Below are 16,580 nucleotides of genomic sequence, written 5' to 3'. Positions count from 1 at the left end.
GAGACTTTTGGGGGGCGAATTTTTCTAAAGACGACGGTAACGCATCCCTGGCAGTTGGGTGATTAGTCCTTCTAATTCCCACTGCAACAGAGTCGCCGAAACTTGGTCTGCCCCCAGCCCCGACTGGACGACAATCAAATCAAAGGGAGTTGGCTCCGGGGCGATCGCCTGCCAGAGTACCAACAATCCCTGGGGAATTTGGGCATAGTCGGGCGGTGCACTAGGGGCAGCAGGTGATCCTGGATCGGCTAGGGGTAAGCTCAGTTGGGCCGTGGGTTCATCCAGCTGCGGTAACCCTCCCAATTCTTCGATCAATGCCGCCTCCCCAAGGATCATCCCCGCACCACGGCGAATCAAATCTAAGCAACCTGTGGCTGGCTGGTGCTCGGGGGAATTGGGCAGCGCATAAACTTCACGATTAAATTCCATCGCGTAGTGGGCCGTAATTAAAGATCCTGAGCGGCTAGGCGCTTCCATCACGAGGGTCGCCCGGGCTAACCCGGCAATAATGCGATTGCGGGCCGGAAAATGACTGCGATCGGGCCGGGTACCTGCCGGGTATTCACTCACAATTAACCCCTGTGTTGCGATGTCGTTGTAAAGGGTATGGTGACTAGCTGGGTAAATTTGATCAAGCCCTGTGCCCAGCACCGCGATCGTTCGCTTCCCCACCTCCAAACAGGCACGATGGGCCACACCATCAACCCCCTGGGCCAGACCAGAGACAATCGTAAATCCCACCTGGGCGAGGGCTCGGCTAATGCGACCCGTCCAGCGTTTACCATGCTCTGAAGGATGCCGCGTGCCGACCATGGCGATCGCCGGAATTTGGCCTTGATTTTCTAAGAGATTGACCTGTCCTCGATAGTAGAGTAGCGGCGGTGGACTAGGAATTTCTAACAATAGCTGTGGATAGTCTGGGTCGCTCGGTGTCCAGAATTGTGGATTTTTTTCCAGGTGCTGTCCATACAATTGGGCCGGATTTAGGGGCGATCGCCCAGTGATAATTTGCTGAATTAGCTTATCTCCGAGCCCCTCGACTTCCCCTAAAGCCTTACCAGAAGCAGACCAAGCTGTTTCCATAGAACCAAAATGCTGCCAAATTTTTTTAAGACGATTTGGCCCTACCCCCTTGATCTGTGACCAAGCCACCCAATAATGCCGTTCCATCTTAATGACTAAATTACTTAAAAAAACAAAAGGTATTGAGAAGGAGTTGCAACTACTGCTACAATCACCATTACTTTGGAAACCATAACATCATCTTTCGGACACAACGTCTTATGAAATCCCGCTCCCTAACCCTGTGTGGCCTCTTTTTAGGCCTAACCTTGGCTACTGGTTGTACACCCGCCACCGAAAACAATGGAGCCACCGATTCTGGTGCGACCCCAGAAACCCCCAGCACCGAAGCAACTGGTGAAATTAACCTCTATTCTTCACGCCATTACGACAGTGATGCTGAACTATATGAAGCTTTTACCGAAGCCACAGGCATCGAGGTCAACCTCATCGAAGGGAGTGACGATGAGCTGCTAGAACGGGTCAGAACAGAGGGCCAAAACAGTCCAGCAGATGTACTGATTACCGTCGATGTGGCGCGGCTTTGGCGGGCCCAAGCAGATGGTCTTCTCCAGCCCACAGAATCAGAAGTGCTCACCAGTGCTATTCCGGCTGAACTGCGCAGTAGTGATAACACTTGGTTTGGTTTGACGAAGCGGGCGCGGGTGATTGTATACAACACCGAAACAGTCCAACCCTCCGAATTGTCTACCTATGAAAATCTTGCCGATCCCCAATGGCAAGGTCGAGTTTGTGTCCGTAGCTCTAGTAACACCTATAACCAGTCCCTTGTCGCCGCGAAAATCGTGGAAAAAGGTGTCGAAGCGACAGAAGCCTGGGCCAGAGGTTTGGTCGCGAACTTTGCTCGGGAACCAGAAGGAAATGACACAGCACAAATCCAAGCTGTCGCCTCCGGGGTCTGTGATGTAGCCTTGGTGAACAGTTACTATGTAGCCCGTCTCCGCGCGTCTGAAGATCCGCAAGATCAAGAGATTGTGGCCAATATTGGTGCATTCTTCCCGAACCAAGATGACGGTGGCACCCACATCAATATCAGTGGCGCAGGGATGCTTGCCAATGCCCCGAATCCGGAAGCAGCCCGGGAATTTTTAGAGTTCATGGTGACGCCGGAAGCCCAAGAAATTTTCGCCAACAACAATAATGAATACCCCGTGGTTGCGAGTGTTGCACCGAATGCGACCGTCGCGGAATTTGGCGAATGGACAGCTTCGACGTTGCCCCTTGAAAGTTTTGGGGAACAAAATGCAGCAGCGGTCATGCTAATGGACCGTGTTGGCTGGAAGTAAATTCTGCTTTCTTTTTGTTTTTTCCTCTCATTTGATGTACATTGCTTGTCTTCCTTCAAGATATTTGGAGGAAGGCTTTTTTTTAATTCATTGACAATTTTTCGGGATTTGGCGATCGCCTTGATTTCTTTAAGTTTCGTAAAATATACCCATCAATGGCGAATCACCAGGAATCACGCCGAAACCTCTCTGGGACTCACCCGGAACCGTTGCGAACGACGAATTTTCTTGTGGAAAATCTCGTAAAAAAACTTAATAGCACAAACCCCAAAAAACAGCTAACCTACGAAACTGAGCAGCTTTTTAATTTTGTTAACTTTCTTTAACAATCCTTTTAATACCTAATTCATTTTCAGTAAGAGCAAGGGACTTATTTCTATGGTCGCTAACCTAGCAACAATGTTGAGAGAGGGAACCAAGACTTCCCACACGATGGCAGAAAATGTCGGCTTCGTGAAATGCTTCCTCAAGGGAGTTGTTGAGAAAAAATCCTATCGGAAGCTGGTGGCCGATCTTTATTTTGTCTACTCAGCGATGGAGGAAGAGATGGAGCGTCTCAAGGATCATCCCGTCGTCTCCCAGATTTATTTTCCTGAGCTAAACCGCAAACAGAGTCTGGAAACAGATCTGCGTTACTATTTCGGCCCCAATTGGCAAACGGAAGCAAAAATCACCCCTGCTGGTCAAGCCTATGTAGACCGCATCCATGCGGTGGCCCAGACCACTCCAGAACTGTTGGTGAGCCACTCCTACACCCGCTATCTAGGGGACCTTTCTGGGGGGCAGATTCTGAAGAAAATTGCCCAAAACGCCATGAACCTTGATGGGGATGGGACAGCGTTCTACGAATTTGACAATATTGCCGACGAGAAAGCGTTTAAGGACAAGTACCGGGCTGCGATGAATAGCTTGGATGTGTCGGCAGAAATGGCCGAACAGATTGTCCAGGAGGCCAATGACGCCTTTGGGATGAACATGAATATGTTCAAAGAGCTGGAAGGAAATCTTGTAAAGGCGATCGGGGTAATGCTCTTCAATACCTTGACCCGCCGCCGCACCAAGGGCAGCACCGATGGCGCTGATTTGTCTCCCGCCAGCAACTAGTAAGTTTCCATCTAAACCTCAAAAATACCTTCCTTGGTTTCTAAAGCGCAGAGACCAAGGAATTTTTTTAGGGCGGGGGGGTTTCACTGGGGGTGGTTTCGGTTTGGTTTTCGGTCTGATTATTTTGTCGGACAGTCGCTGCAGATAGGCCGTCACTCTGGTAGCCGAAATACCAAAGGGCGATCGCCGCTTCCTGTTGGGTGACGTTTTTCTGGGGCTGAAAAAGGGTGGTATAGCCAAATACCCGTCGAACATTGGCTTGGTCACCGTTCTGGAAATCGACATAGAGGGCTTGGAGGGCCCTGGTATCGATTTGGGTGGCATCTTGAAACCCCCAGGTTTCGGCAATGTTTTCGAGGCTTGTTTGGGGTAAGGCTTGGCGGCGATCGAGGGGGACTTTCCAGGTGATTAGGGTTTCCCGGGTGAGGGGGGCATCGGGGCGGAAGGTGGTGACCGTTTCGTTGGTGAGATTCGACGGAATAATTCCAGCTTCGGCGAGTCCCTGGATATAGGGAAAGTCTGGATTGTTCGCAGACACATCCGTAAAGAGGGGGGTACTGGTGGTGTTGGCGAGGCGAATTTGTTGGTTTGGGCGATCGCCATAGAGGGCATTGTGGGCTTTGAGGAGCCAACGGGCGAATTGACGCCGGGTGATGATTTCATTGGCCTGGAATTCTGAGGCCGTAAAAATATCTAGGGCAATGAGATCTTGGATTTGGGCAGATAGATCAGCATTATCTAGCGGTGCTGGGTCGGGAGTGGTGGGGGTTTCGGCCCCGAGGCGACGGTAACTCAGTACAAAGGTTGTTCCCGTCACCGCCTGCTCAGAGTCATTGGTCGCTGGGGACGCACTTTCTGATAATGAAAGGGTCACCTCCAGGTCTGGGGTGCGGGCAGTAATTGCCAACAGGCCATTGGGGTTTGGAGCGGGGGCTGTGATGATTTCCCAGGGTTCTGTGGCAAAGGCGCGGCGATAAAAGGCTTCGAGGCTCTGGACATTGTCGGCGATCGCCCAGGTGGTACGGTTCCCTTCTACCTGGAGGAGTTGGGCCTCGGGATAACGGGGGATTTCCTCCGGAAAATCTGTCGGCAAGGCGGTCGTTGCGCCGTCACCGCTGTCTGATTGTTCCTGTTGTTCCACGAGGCTTGGGTCTGGAGCAAAAACGTTTTCTAGGCTCCCCCCACAACTGCCCAGAAAAATGAGTAATCCACATAAAAGCCCCAATTTTTGCCAACTGTATTGCACGCCCAGTATTCCGCTAAATTCACATCGTCTGTGATCCTAGCTTATTACTTCCTGGAGTTGGCGCAATCAGACTGCTGGCGATCGCCTTTTGGGTTCAGCGCGAGATCAAGCTCCCTCAGAACTGTCTAGATTTTTCGGGAGAGGCACGAAGGTTGTGGGGGGCATATTTGTTTTTCCCTGAGGATTAGCCGCATTTTTTTGCAAATCTGCCAACAGGGTTTCGACATTTTGCAAAATCTCATTCTGGCTAGTATCCGCTCTGTTATCCTGCAAGAAACCTTTTACCTGGGCCAACAAATTCCCCAGTTTTCCTTCCTCCAGGAGGCCATTAATCAGAGATAAACCACTGGTAGACAGCAGTAATTTATTGATTTCACCGAGACCACTCCCCTCGCCATTACTCCCCGGAAAAGCAAAGACTTTCGCATCTCCCAGGACTCCGGGTTGGGGGGCCAGGGCCTGCATCATCTCCGGCAGTTGGTCGGCGATCGTCGGCAATAGCAGCTTAATTAATTCCGCAGCACGGTTGGCATTACTCAGGGCATTTTCGGCCTCAATGAGAGCTTGTTTTCCCTGGGCCTCCGCTAAAGCCTTATAGCGATTTGCCTCGGCGAGGGTGCGGATTGATTCTGCTTCCAGTTCCGCTGCTTGACGCGCAATTTCTGCCTGACGTCGCCGCCGGAACACATCGATTTCCACCACGTTTTGGTCAGCGATGCGCTTCTGGTTCGCATCTTTTTCTGCATCAATGATCGCCAGACGTTGTTCCCGGTTGGCCTGTTCAACGGCTTTCGCAGTGGCCACAGCCTCTTCAGCTTGGATCCGCTCCGCTTCAGCGGCCAGGCGTTCTTTCTCTTTATTCGCAATGGCGATCGCCGCCTGTTGTTGGGCGATTTGTGCCTCTTCCTCTGCCCCAGCCATGGCAATTTTTAGGGCTTTATTTTGCTGCTCTAGAGTAATATCAGCCGTAATTTGGTTCTGCTGGATCGAGAGTTTCTGGAGAATTTTTTCCTCCTCGACCGCCTGCTCCTGTTGAATCCGGTTCCGCTCGATTTTAGCCAGCTCTTGATCCTGAGAAGCTTTGATCTCCTGGGCCTGCTGCGCCTTGAGAAACTCAATTTCCTTTACTTGGGTTAATTTTGCTTCCTCTTTCGCCTTGGCTAACTTGAGAGATTTTTGTTCCGCCGCCAGCTCCCGTTCCTCGATTTCCACCTTTGTATTCAGTTCCAGTTCCCGCTTTTCCTTGAGAACCGTTAATTCCACATCCAATTTTTGCTTGATGGATTTTTGAATGGTTTCTGTCCGCAAGCGTACCCCCTGGGCATCAAAGAAATTATTTTCATCATAGGTATCGCTTTCTTCGATTTCAGAAATGGCGATGTTGTTGAGGGTCAAGCCCACTTTCTTGAGGTCCTGTTGGATGAGGTTTAAAACCTCATCGGCAAAGCCCAATTTATCTGAGTCAATTTCGGCGATGCTTTTACGTTTCGCCGCCGCCCGGATGGCATCATCGGCCCGTTTTTCGAGGGCTTCTTTAATATCTACTTCCGAAATGCGTCCCTGCTTAGACAGTCTTGCGGCAGAAACCAGTACATCCTCTTCGTTGGCGTTGATGCACACATAAAACGTGACCCGCATATTCGCCCGGAGATAGTCCTGGGTCCGCACTGCCAAATTGCCAGTCCGCTCCACGTCAATGGAAATTTCCCGTAGGGGTACTCTGGTGAGCTCATGGAAGCCAGGCAGCACAACACAGCCACCATTGAGAATCACTGTTTTTTTCTTGCGAATGACGCCCCCAGTGCGCACAAAGGCCTCGTTATTAGGGGTAATGACATAGACCCTCGTATATGCCCAAATACTCATCAAAAAGAGAAAAATTAGAGTGACGAGAATCCCTGGAAAAATTAACGCTCCCCCCAAGGGGAGTTGGGCTGGCGTCACGGTGGCTCCGGTGAGAGAACTGGTGGTGAGGCTATTTTGGGATGTATCGGGGCGCTCAACTTTGGTATCTCGGTTGAGGGATTCAAAGTCGGTGGTACTGAGTTCGGGCAAGGATTGTAGAAACGTAAACCAAAACTTCATGGGAACAGATCCTAGGGCAAGGGGCAGTTTGTTTTCATTGTGCCTAGGCTCCTTGAGAATAGGCCGGCTTACGCAAGAATATTTACCAAAAATAATCTGCCTAGAATCGGGTGGTCTCTCCGTCATCTTCCTTGGGATGACCCTTACACAAAAAAGCTCCCTAGGTTTATTTTTCTAGGGAGCGCAAAGACCACTGATGCTTAATTAGATTTATTGGACTATTGGAGATCCGTTAAGCTGCAAACTTAATCTTGAGGAAATCTTCCTCCATTTTTGCACCGGATGGTTGTAAGGCTGCCAAGGCTTGGGGCAGCACCAGATTACGGCGGTGGTTCCCGATGCGAATATTCAGCTCATCACCGGTTTTATTGAGCTGGATTTGCTCTTTAGGAATGCCGGGTAGATAGAGTTCCAGACTATAACCCCCATCCCCTTGCACCATCCGTACCGTGTCTTCTTTGTAATAGACCTGGGTCGGATCTTCATCGCCATAGAGGGTTTCCTTGAGCCGTTCCAGGGCGGCCAAACCACACAATTCTTCCTGATAAAGGGGCACTTCCTTCACGGGGAGAGGGTGGAAATTATCATAAATTTCCTGTTTATAGCCCTGCTGATTTTCCTTCCAGTTGGCAAAGAACGGATCATTGACGCTATCGGGGATAATCCGGTTGGCCACCACCATATCCGTCGAAACGTTGTACAAGCTCAGATAGGCATGGGCGCGCAGGGATTCTTTGATCACCATTCGCTCTGGGTTAGTGACGAGGCGCACGGAGGTAACGGTGTTATCCGTCAATACTTTTTCGAGGGCTTCGATCTGCTCGTAAAATTCATAGGGCGCATCCATCACCTCTTTGTTAGGTAGGGAAAAACCCGTCAGGGGCTTCCAGATGGGTTCAACGAGGGGACGCAGCGCCACGGACATCCCTTGCAAGGGTTTATAGAAACGGCGCATATACCAGCCACCTACTTCTGGCAGACTCAATAGACGCAAAGCTGTACCCGTGGGAGCGGAGTCAATAATTAGGACGTCGTAAGTGCCTTCGTCGTAGTGGCGTTTCATCCGCACCAGCCCGAAAATTTCATCCATGCCAGGGAGGATCGCCAGTTCTTCTGCTTGGACACCGTCCAGTCCACGCGCTTGGAGCACTTCGGTGATGTAGCGTTTCACCGCGCCCCAGTTGCCTTCTAGTTCCCGCAGGGCGTCGAGTTCTGCGCCCCAGAGGTTTGGCTTGACTTCGATGGGGTCGTGGCCCAGATCTATGTCAAAGCTATCGGCCAAAGAGTGGGCCGGATCGGTACTGAGGACGAGAGTCCGGTAGCCCAGCTCGGCACAGCGGAGTCCTGTAGCTGCCGCGACAGAGGTTTTGCCGACGCCTCCCTTTCCCGTCATTAAAATTACGCGCATGGTTGCGTTTGTCCTTTGCTGAGAGGTTTTTACATTTCTTTACTGATTATCTCCCATTGCCTCGGGTTTTCGCTATGGCTCGACTTTTAGCGGCCGCGAAGGGCAGGGACAGGGGGCGATCGCCTGATTGAATCTTCAATAGTTCAATCGTGGGATGGCAAATATACTGATGTGACCTCTTCAGCTAGTGGCCACCGATCACACTGCCTTCAGATCATCAGCCTCAAGATCAGGCATTTCTTTCAGAATTTCTTCTGCACTTAGACCTACTGCAAACAGATCCAACACATCTGATACCCGAATTCTCATCCCTCGCATACAGGGGCGACCACCACATTGCCGGGGATTAATCGTAATTCTCTTTAGTAAAAGCGACATGTATAGATTCGGTCTCAATAGCTGTTGTTGTTTCAATGATGAATGATTTTGAGTCTGTCGAGGTAAAGCATTCTTTTCGGCGATCGCCCACCTAGTTCTGAACACATAATAAGTTTGGTCTGGATCGCCTATTGACTTCTGAAAACGAAGGGCGATCGTTATTAACAAGAGAAAACACATAATGATTTTTGCCCAAATATTAATCTCAATTAAATTTTTAACGCCGTGGATCACCTACCGGCGGCAGGCATTTCGAGCTGGCACAAACTTTAATGGTAAACCCCTTAGTTATTTCCGGTTAGGTACATCTGTCTTGTTGGCTAAGCTTATTGCCATGATTAAAAGCATTAATTAATTGGTTACCTAATTTTGAGACTTTAAAATAGATCTCACCAGCCGTATCAAAAGTTTTACCTCCCACAATTTCTGTTAGACCTGAAGGATATAAAGCCTGAAGAAAAACTTCTTGAGATAGTCCTTTTTTTAGTAAATTGTGAGATGCCAAAAATAGTTTAAGATCGGCAATGAATGCTTGATCAACAGCTTGAACAATTCGTTGAAAATCATTGGGTTTCAAATAACCAAACGCATATGCAATAAAAATTTTAGCGATTATATCTGATTTTTCTAAATCAGCTAAGCGATCGATTACTAATAAGATTGTCTCTCCGACTTTCCTGGATTGATCGGGATCTTCAGCCACTCTTTGACGTATTTTTTCTTTTAACTCAGGTCCTACATTTTCAAGAGATTTAAGGAAGCTTGATAGTTTTGCAGCAAATAGCCTATCTCGAATGTCTTCTGCACCTTTTAGACACTTAATTGCTGTACCAACAACCGGTATGCCTTTTAGAATGTCATTATCAAGGAGGATATCAATAAGGGCTTCTACATTTTCCAGTGTAGCCTCTATAATAGGACGATCTTTCATATTCAGATAAGCCAATCAGGAGTCACTCTGCAGGTTGCGATATAATCACTTCATTTACGTGAAATACTACCGTATTTTTTCAAAGGTGAGCTATCGTCAAGAGATAAAACTTAATGACATTTATGTGACAAGTATGATATCGGGTTTTTGTGATTTTAGATAATGAATAAGCCTTCAGAGTCACCACTGCTTAATGAAGTGCTTTGCTTGATACAACTTCGCCATATGAGTCGTGTCATAAAGAAAAAATTTCGATGTTACATTTTGAGCTTTATCTATTTCTTTCGGATGATGAATCTGGTGATCTCTGGCCACAAAAAATCCTCAACTTTCTAAAAAAGTTGAGGACACATCCCAAAACTACTATGAATTTAGTGGTTTTCTGGGGCCGGCATATCGAAGTGAATGCCCGCTTTTTTCCAAAGGGCGATCGCATAACGGAGCCGATCAACTGGGGCGATCAAACTCATCCGCACATAGCCTTCCCCACCAGCTCCAAAGGCACTACCTGGGGTAACAACAACTCCGGTGGTTCGCAATACATAGAGGGCAAAATCCGTGGAGTTCATGCTCGGCGGACAGGGAACCCAGAGATACATCGTCGCTTTAGACGGTTTAATATTCCAGCCAATTTCCCCGAGAGCTTCGATCAGCGCATCACGCCGTTCTCGGTAGCGTTCCTGGACCCCTTGGATATAACTGTCGGGCAAACCGAGGGCTGCTTCGGCGGCCTTCTGGATCGCTGAGAAAATGCCGTAGTCTAGATTGGTTTTGAGGGTGCGCAGACCCTGAATAATGTCCGCATTGCCGACGACGAAACCAACGCGCCAGCCGGCCATGTTGTAGGTTTTCGAGAGGGTATGAAATTCCACGCCGATTTCGTTGCCCCCAGGAATTTCGAGCAAACTGGTGGGCTTGTAACCATCAAAAGAAAGCTCGGCATAGCACAGGTCATGGACGAGCATCACCTGATATTTATGTGCCCATTCCACCACTTCCTCAAAGAAAGACCGAGGCGCTGTGGCGGTGGTAGGGTTGCTGGGGTAGTTGAAATAGAGAATTTTTGCCTTTTTTGCCACATCCTCTGGGATGGTGCTGAGGTCAATCACCCAATCCTGTTCTGGTTTGAGGATAATTTCGTGGATATTTGCGCCGGCGATGAGGGGGCCGCGAAAATGGGCCGGATAGGCAGGACTCGGCACCAGCACCGTATCTCCCGGATTGATGTAGGCGAGGGCGAGGTGGGCGAGACCTTCTTTCGAGCCGAGGAGCGGTAGGGCTTCACTGTCGGGATTCAGCTCAACTCCGTAGCGGCGGTTGTACCAAGTGGCGATCGCATTCCGAAAGCTGGCAGTCCCCTCAAAGGGCGGATAACCATGAAATTGGGCCGTCTCAAAGGCGGCGATCGCCGCATCAATGGCTTCTCTGGGGGCGAACCCGTCTGGATTCCCCATGCCCAAATCAATTAAATCGATGCCCTGTTCCCGCGCTCTGGCTTTGAGCTCATCTAACCGGGCGAACACATAGGGCGGTAAAGCACTGAGACGATCTGCTCTCGTAATCCAATCTACACTCATCGATGCCGGAAAAAAAAGGTAAAGATATAGCCTACCATCATCCCATCGATAGTCCCTTGGATGTATTTTTCCTTAAAGAATTGCCGCCGAATTCGCGTACCATAGGTCTGCTCACCCTCTGCTACCCACTGCTTTGAAACCCTCCCCCCGCTCTAGCTATTTCCATCTGCTGCCCTACCTCCAGTTCCAGCGGTTGACGATCGCCCAAGCCCTCCTCTGCACCATTGGCTTTACGATTTTTTGGCCAATCCTCGCCATTCTTGCCGGGGACATTGCCAATGACATTGGTGCGGGCAATATCCAAGGCATTTTGAAATTAGCCGGTCAAGGGGCCATTATCTTCCTGATTCGCGGTGCGGTGCAATATGGCCAAGACACCCTCATGGCCAAAGCAGCATTACATATTGCCCTGCGCCTGCGCACCGAAGTTTATCGCCACCTCCATCGCCTCAGTTTGAACTACTTTGAGGGGGCCAAAACGGGGGATTTGTCCTATCGCCTCACAGAAGATGTAGACCGGGTCGGGGAAGTCATTAACAAAATTTTCCAGCAGTTTGTCCCCAGCATTCTCCAGTTGATCGTCGTGCTGGGATATATGTTTTATGTCAACTGGCAGCTCACTCTAGCGGCATTAATTATCGGCCCCTTGATGGCAGTCTTGATCGGTTCTTTTGGGGAACGACTGCTAGATTTTTCCCGCCGGAGCCAGACCCGCACCTCTAATCTTTCGTCATTGCTCACCGAAGTATTTAACGGGATTCGTCTTGTTCAGGCCTTTGCCGCCGAAGAATATGAACTGCAACGCTTCACCGAAGAAGCCGAACAGAACCGCCGTGCCAAGTTTCGCACCGCCCAGATCAAAGCTCTGCAATTTGTGGTGGTGGGCTTCCTGGAGGCGATGGCGATCATCTTTCTCTTTTTCCTGGGGGGCTGGCAGATTGCCCAGGGGAATCTAACAGCGGCAGAGTTTGTCAGCTATGTGGCGGCGGTGGCCCTACTGATTGACCCCATTCAAATTACCACCAGTAATTTCAACGAATTTAAAGAAGGGGAAGCGTCCGTTGACCGGGTATTTGAACTGATGGCGGTGCAACCAACGGTTATTGAAGCCGTCGATGCTCAGATCTTGCCTGCCGTCACGGGGAAAGTGGACTATCAAAATGTTTCCTTTGCCTATAAAGCAGATAAACCCGTTCTTAAAAATATCAATCTAACGGTGCAACCGGGGGAAATGATTGCCCTGGTGGGTTCGTCGGGGGCGGGAAAAACAACCCTGGTGAATCTCTTGCCCCGTTTTTATAATCCGGTGGCGGGCAAAATCCTCATCGATGGTGTTGATACCAGTACCGTCACGCTCAAAAGTCTGCGCCAACAGATCGGCATTGTCCCCCAGGAAACGGTGCTGTTTTCCGGGACGATCGCCCAAAATATTGCCTTCGGTCAAACGGATATTGACTTTGAAGCGGTGGAGAAGGCGGCGAAAATTGCCAATGCCCACCAGTTCATCTCGGAATTTTCCCAGGGCTATCACACCTATGTGGGAGAGCGGGGGGTGAACCTGTCTGGGGGCCAACGGCAACGGTTGGCGATCGCCCGGGCGGTGTTGCTCAATCCGCGTATTTTGATCCTCGATGAAGCGACCTCCGCCCTCGATGCCGAATCCGAAGCCCTGGTGCAGGAAGCCTTGGAGCGGATTATGAAAGACCGCACCGTATTTGTGATTGCCCACCGTCTCGCCACCGTCCGCAGCAGCGATCGCATTCTGGTTTTGGATCAAGGGGAAATTATCGAATCCGGCAGCCATGAGGAGTTGATCGCCCTCCAGGGCCGCTATGCCCAATTCCACGCCCAGCAGTTTGCTTAAAACTTACCGCTGTTAGGTCAAATTGTGAAGGCGATTTTGCCAGTGGTGGAACCCTGCTCGATGAGTTGATGCGCTTTTTTAGCTTCGGCTAAAGGCAAGGTTTGACTGAGATGAATGTTGAGTTTTCCTTGTTCAAATAGTTCGCTACATTGTCGGAGAATCTCCGCCTGGTGCATTTGGGCTGCCACATCCCCAGTGAGCATAGGAGTGAGCATCAGCTCTAGGCTAATCCGGAGATTCTTTAACCTAGCTTGCTGAAAATTCCCAAGCTGAAAATCCGGTTCGAGGATCGTGACTAAATCCCCATAGGTTTTCACCGCTGGCACACTCTCCCAAAAGATCCGGCCACCGATGGTATCAAAGGCCACGTCCACGCCAACCCCCTCTGTCAGATTATGGATCGCTTCTGGGACATCTTGATCGCGGTAAAAAATCACCTCATCGGCACCGTACTGCCTTGCTAATTCTGCTTTGTCGGGGGTACTTACCGTGGTAAAAACCGTCGCGCCCCAGAGTTTGGCCAGTTGAATCGCTACGTGACCCACCCCGCCAGCGCCGCCATGGATCAGCACCGTTTGGCCGGCTTGCAACCGCGCGCGATCGCCCAATGCTTCCCAGGCCGTCAGGAGCACCAGGGGCGCTGCCGCCGCCGCTGCAAAGGATAAATTGTCTGGTTTTTTCGCAATAAAGCGGGCATCTACCACCGCATATTCGGCGTAATTGCCAGTGCCTGCTTTACCGAGGCCGCCATCGCAGAAATAGACCGCATCACCAACATGAAAAGTTTCGACGTCACTCCCGAGCGCCTCAATCACCCCGGCCCCATCACAACCGAGGATCGCCGGGAGAGGATCATCATAAAACGTGCCCCGACTGCGGACTTTTGTATCAATAGGATTGACCCCCGCCGCCTGGAGCTTTACCAAGACTTGGTGGGGGGTCGTGATCTGCGGTTGCGGCATCTCAATCAGTTGGAGAACGTCGGGCGTTCCCGCTGTGGCCATGGCGATCGCCTGCATGATTAATCTCTGAAACTGTGAATTACTATGGCTCTATTTTATTTATAAAGTCTTAGTCAAGGTAATTAGATCAAGTCGTAGCGGTGACAAAGCATCGCAAACCCAGATGCCATTAAGGTAATTGCCAGGGCGATCGCCGGATGTTGCCCTTGGCCCACCGCGAAGGATGTCGCCACCCCAGCCCCTAAACCAGCCACGAGACCCGCTTGGATATAGTCTTTTTTTGTATTGCCGTTATACATAAAAGTTAATACCTGGAATTGTGTAATTTGAGGGTTTTAAAAAGAAGTTTCCCAAGGGAATTTCGCCCTTCAAATTAACACCCGAACTTTCGACCACCAGCACCGACGCAATTAAGGTTTAGATTTAGCGACATTTCTTAATACGGGCAGCAATCCCTTAGAATATTTAGCCAGAATCACTTTTCAATCATCACGATCAACGCCCCTATGACCACCACCTATAAAGTTGAGATTAAACACCGTGGCAACACCTACACCATCGACGTTCCAGACGATCAAACGATCCTTGATGCTGCCCACGCCAACAATATCGATCTCCCCACTTCCTGCAGTGCTGGGGTTTGTACCACCTGTGCCGCATTGATCACCGAAGGGAGTGTCAGCCGAGAAGAGGGCATTGGTCTTTCGCCAGAACTGCAAGACGAAGGCTATGCGCTCCTTTGTGTCGCCTACCCCCGCTCCGATGTCAAGCTAGAATCAGATAAGGAAGAAATGGTCTACGATCGCCAGTTTGGTAAGAGTGCCTAAGTCCTTCGCTAATCGCAAGCAGTCCGGGGAAGTTTTCCCCATTTTTTTTAGCTGAGTTTTCCATGGTCACTGTGAAACCCTTGCTTCGCAAATATCCTAGAGATCCGCGTTCCCATTGGCGCCGTTGGCTGCGGTATTGGTATATCAAAGTGATTCGCCAGGAAGGGACCCCGGAGGCGATCGCCAGGGGCTGGGCCTGCGGAGTGTTTGCCGGGAGCTTCCCCCTCTTTGGCCTACAGACGATTATTGGTCTCCTGTTGGCCACAACTATCCAAGGCAATAAGCTCACTGCCGCAGCGGGCACTTGGGTGAGTAATCCCTTCACCTATGTACCGATTTTTTATTTCAACTTCCAAGTGGGAGAGGTTTTCCTCGGTCAGGCAACGGGTTTTGATGAAACCCAATTGGAGTCCTGGTCAGAACTCAGCGTCGCAGGGATCAACTTCATTAGCACCCTGTTCATCGGTTGTGCGGTGGTAGGATTCGCTTTGGCAGTGGGGGCATATTTTCTCTCCCTCTGGTTGATGTACCGTTGGCGATCACTCCGGGCTGCTCGCCAAGCCCAACGACAACAATCCCCCCAGCCCCCAAAGGAGCATTTTTGCAAAAAATAAAACCACGGGCTGACATAAATACAGCCGGTGATTGTTCATAACTTTTCTCCCCACTCTTGGCTTTTCAACTCCATGGCATTACTGAACTTCGCAAAACCCGGTTATTCCCTTGTGCTCGCCGCCTTTCGGGATAACCCAGAACAGGGTCACCGCCAGCTCATCAACACTTTGCACTGGCTAGAGCGATCACCCGATCTGCTCTGGAGTCGTTTGGCAAAAAAAGAAATGCAGGCAGAATTTTGTGTCACCGATCCGCGCTTGCACCAAACCCTCTGGGGCTTAGATTTCCCGAATCCGGTGGGCCTCTCGGCGGGCTGCGATAAGGATGCCATGGCAGCGGGGATGTGGTCGCGCTTTGGCTTTGGTTTTGCAGAAATGGGAGCAGTAACTCTCCATGCCCAGCCCGGTAACCCTTTACCCCGCCTATTTCGTTTACCCGCAGACCAGGCAGCCCTCAACCGTCTGGGGGCAAATAACCTAGGGGCAGCGGTGATGGCAAAAACCCTGGCGGAAAGTTGGCAAATTGAACCCCGTACCATCCCCATTGGCATTAATTTGTGCAAGTCAAAAGTTACCCCCCTAGAAGCGGCAGCAGCGGACTATCAGGGGAGTTTTGCGGCGCTGCAGGAGGTGGCAGATTATTTTGTGGTGAATGTCAGCTCGCCGAATACGCCGGGTTTGCGATCGCTCCAGGGGGGTGAACAGATTCAACCGATCCTCGAAGCGCTCCAGGAGGCCAATACCAAGCAGCAGCCAATTTTTATCAAAATTTCTCCGGATCTCGACTGGGAGGCGATCGCCAACCTCGTTAAAATCGCCCAAGACTATCAACTCTCTGGGATTATCGCCACCAACACCACCACCAAACGGGACGGGCTAAAAACAAAAGTGCTCGAAAAAACCGGTAATCCCGTCGCCGAGGAAGCTGGAGGTATCAGTGGAGCGCCTGTCCGCCAGCGATCAACTGAAGTCATTCGTTTCATCTATGAGCAAACCCAGGGAAGTTTGCCCATTATCGGCGTGGGGGGGATTTTTACCGCCGACCATGCCTGGGAAAAAATCACAGCAGGGGCAAGTTTACTGCAGCTTTACACCGGCTGGATCTACGAAGGCCCTTGGATTGTGCCGAATATCCTGCGGGGTTTACTGGCTAAATTAGAGGCCCATAACCTCAGTCATATTTCCGAGGCGATCGCCCTCGACTTCAAGGACTAA

Annotated in this window: 15 protein-coding genes; 6 read left to right on the top strand and 9 right to left on the bottom strand. The window is 50.4% G+C overall.

The genetic code is table 11. From position 1 onward, the window contains the following. Positions 1-24: 24 nt before the first annotated feature. The gene (gene dprA / locus ACZ45B_RS08775; RefSeq protein WP_029681793.1) at positions 25-1,170 is read right to left on the bottom strand and encodes a DNA-processing protein DprA; all 1,146 of its coding nucleotides are present in this window, start codon (positions 1,168-1,170) and stop codon (positions 25-27) included. A 113-nt stretch (positions 1,171-1,283) separates the two neighbouring features. Here dprA and ACZ45B_RS08770 point away from each other — a divergent pair, with 113 nt between their 5' ends. Next, positions 1,284-2,369, top strand: coding sequence for a Fe(3+) ABC transporter substrate-binding protein (locus tag ACZ45B_RS08770; protein ID WP_024545817.1), 1,086 nt, complete (start codon positions 1,284-1,286; stop codon positions 2,367-2,369). A gap of 378 nt (positions 2,370-2,747) precedes the next feature. Continuing rightward, complete coding sequence (locus tag ACZ45B_RS08765; RefSeq protein WP_024545818.1) at positions 2,748-3,473, top strand: biliverdin-producing heme oxygenase; 726 nt, start codon at positions 2,748-2,750, stop codon at positions 3,471-3,473. 67 nt (positions 3,474-3,540) lie between these two features. On the opposite strand, the gene ACZ45B_RS08760 is transcribed toward ACZ45B_RS08765, so the two are convergent. The 6 genes from ACZ45B_RS08760 to ACZ45B_RS08735 all read right to left on the bottom strand — a co-directional run bounded on the left by ACZ45B_RS08760 (position 3,541) and on the right by ACZ45B_RS08735 (position 11,098). Next, positions 3,541-4,719, bottom strand: a complete 1,179-nt coding sequence (locus tag ACZ45B_RS08760; protein ID WP_038027879.1) for an S-layer homology domain-containing protein — start codon at positions 4,717-4,719, stop codon at positions 3,541-3,543. Positions 4,720-4,824: 105 nt separating this feature from the next. Beyond that, on the bottom strand, positions 4,825-6,804 hold the full coding sequence (locus ACZ45B_RS08755) for a flotillin family protein (protein ID WP_024545820.1): 1,980 nt from the start codon (positions 6,802-6,804) through the stop codon (positions 4,825-4,827). Between the two features lie 232 nt (positions 6,805-7,036). Next, positions 7,037-8,212, bottom strand: coding sequence for a TRC40/GET3/ArsA family transport-energizing ATPase (locus tag ACZ45B_RS08750; RefSeq protein WP_024545821.1), 1,176 nt, complete (start codon positions 8,210-8,212; stop codon positions 7,037-7,039). 198 nt (positions 8,213-8,410) lie between these two features. Further along, positions 8,411-8,590 (bottom strand): DUF433 domain-containing protein, encoded by a 180-nt coding sequence (locus ACZ45B_RS08745; RefSeq protein ID WP_051352925.1) that lies wholly within the window; start codon positions 8,588-8,590, stop codon positions 8,411-8,413. Between the two features lie 298 nt (positions 8,591-8,888). After that, positions 8,889-9,521, bottom strand: a complete 633-nt coding sequence (locus ACZ45B_RS08740) for a hypothetical protein (RefSeq protein ID WP_024545822.1) — start codon at positions 9,519-9,521, stop codon at positions 8,889-8,891. Positions 9,522-9,892: 371 nt separating this feature from the next. Then, complete coding sequence (locus tag ACZ45B_RS08735; RefSeq protein ID WP_024545823.1) at positions 9,893-11,098, bottom strand: aspartate aminotransferase; 1,206 nt, start codon at positions 11,096-11,098, stop codon at positions 9,893-9,895. Between the two features lie 133 nt (positions 11,099-11,231). Between ACZ45B_RS08735 and ACZ45B_RS08730 the strand changes: the two genes are divergently transcribed. Beyond that, complete coding sequence (locus tag ACZ45B_RS08730) at positions 11,232-12,962, top strand: ABC transporter ATP-binding protein (RefSeq protein WP_024545824.1); 1,731 nt, start codon at positions 11,232-11,234, stop codon at positions 12,960-12,962. A gap of 17 nt (positions 12,963-12,979) precedes the next feature. On the opposite strand, the gene ACZ45B_RS08725 is transcribed toward ACZ45B_RS08730, so the two are convergent. Both ACZ45B_RS08725 and ACZ45B_RS08720 read right to left on the bottom strand, forming a co-directional pair. Next, positions 12,980-13,981, bottom strand: a complete 1,002-nt coding sequence (locus tag ACZ45B_RS08725; protein WP_024545825.1) for a zinc-dependent alcohol dehydrogenase family protein — start codon at positions 13,979-13,981, stop codon at positions 12,980-12,982. 65 nt (positions 13,982-14,046) lie between these two features. Beyond that, on the bottom strand, positions 14,047-14,223 hold the full coding sequence (locus ACZ45B_RS08720) for a hypothetical protein (protein WP_164494892.1): 177 nt from the start codon (positions 14,221-14,223) through the stop codon (positions 14,047-14,049). A gap of 207 nt (positions 14,224-14,430) precedes the next feature. Between ACZ45B_RS08720 and ACZ45B_RS08715 the strand changes: the two genes are divergently transcribed. The 3 genes from ACZ45B_RS08715 to ACZ45B_RS08705 all read left to right on the top strand — a co-directional run bounded on the left by ACZ45B_RS08715 (position 14,431) and on the right by ACZ45B_RS08705 (position 16,580). Then, positions 14,431-14,751 carry a 2Fe-2S iron-sulfur cluster-binding protein gene (locus ACZ45B_RS08715; RefSeq protein WP_024545826.1) on the top strand — a complete coding sequence of 107 codons (321 nt, stop codon included), beginning with the start codon at positions 14,431-14,433 and terminating at the stop codon, positions 14,749-14,751. A gap of 62 nt (positions 14,752-14,813) precedes the next feature. Next, positions 14,814-15,365 (top strand): DUF2062 domain-containing protein, encoded by a 552-nt coding sequence (locus tag ACZ45B_RS08710; RefSeq protein ID WP_024545827.1) that lies wholly within the window; start codon positions 14,814-14,816, stop codon positions 15,363-15,365. 72 nt (positions 15,366-15,437) lie between these two features. Further along, positions 15,438-16,580, top strand: a complete 1,143-nt coding sequence (locus ACZ45B_RS08705; protein ID WP_024545828.1) for a quinone-dependent dihydroorotate dehydrogenase — start codon at positions 15,438-15,440, stop codon at positions 16,578-16,580.

The organism is Picosynechococcus sp. NKBG15041c, assembly GCF_055380235.1.
Note: the sequence above shows the minus strand (reverse complement) of the source record. Positions and strands in the feature narration are given on the sequence as shown.

Excerpts from the sequence above, each read along its gene's own strand:
- dprA (WP_029681793.1), bottom strand. The coding sequence starts at position 1,170 with ATGGAACGGCATTATTGGGTGGCTTGGTCACAGATCAAGGGGGTAGGG.
- ACZ45B_RS08770 (WP_024545817.1), top strand. The coding sequence starts at position 1,284 with ATGAAATCCCGCTCCCTAACCCTGTGTGGCCTCTTTTTAGGCCTAACC.
- ACZ45B_RS08765 (WP_024545818.1), top strand. The coding sequence starts at position 2,748 with ATGGTCGCTAACCTAGCAACAATGTTGAGAGAGGGAACCAAGACTTCC.
- ACZ45B_RS08755 (WP_024545820.1), bottom strand. The coding sequence starts at position 6,804 with ATGAAGTTTTGGTTTACGTTTCTACAATCCTTGCCCGAACTCAGTACC.
- ACZ45B_RS08750 (WP_024545821.1), bottom strand. The coding sequence starts at position 8,212 with ATGCGCGTAATTTTAATGACGGGAAAGGGAGGCGTCGGCAAAACCTCT.
- ACZ45B_RS08745 (WP_051352925.1), bottom strand. The coding sequence starts at position 8,590 with ATGTCGCTTTTACTAAAGAGAATTACGATTAATCCCCGGCAATGTGGT.
- ACZ45B_RS08740 (WP_024545822.1), bottom strand. The coding sequence starts at position 9,521 with ATGAAAGATCGTCCTATTATAGAGGCTACACTGGAAAATGTAGAAGCC.
- ACZ45B_RS08735 (WP_024545823.1), bottom strand. The coding sequence starts at position 11,098 with ATGAGTGTAGATTGGATTACGAGAGCAGATCGTCTCAGTGCTTTACCG.
- ACZ45B_RS08725 (WP_024545825.1), bottom strand. The coding sequence starts at position 13,981 with ATGCAGGCGATCGCCATGGCCACAGCGGGAACGCCCGACGTTCTCCAA.
- ACZ45B_RS08720 (WP_164494892.1), bottom strand. The coding sequence starts at position 14,223 with ATGTATAACGGCAATACAAAAAAAGACTATATCCAAGCGGGTCTCGTG.
- ACZ45B_RS08715 (WP_024545826.1), top strand. The coding sequence starts at position 14,431 with ATGACCACCACCTATAAAGTTGAGATTAAACACCGTGGCAACACCTAC.
- ACZ45B_RS08710 (WP_024545827.1), top strand. The coding sequence starts at position 14,814 with ATGGTCACTGTGAAACCCTTGCTTCGCAAATATCCTAGAGATCCGCGT.
- ACZ45B_RS08705 (WP_024545828.1), top strand. The coding sequence starts at position 15,438 with ATGGCATTACTGAACTTCGCAAAACCCGGTTATTCCCTTGTGCTCGCC.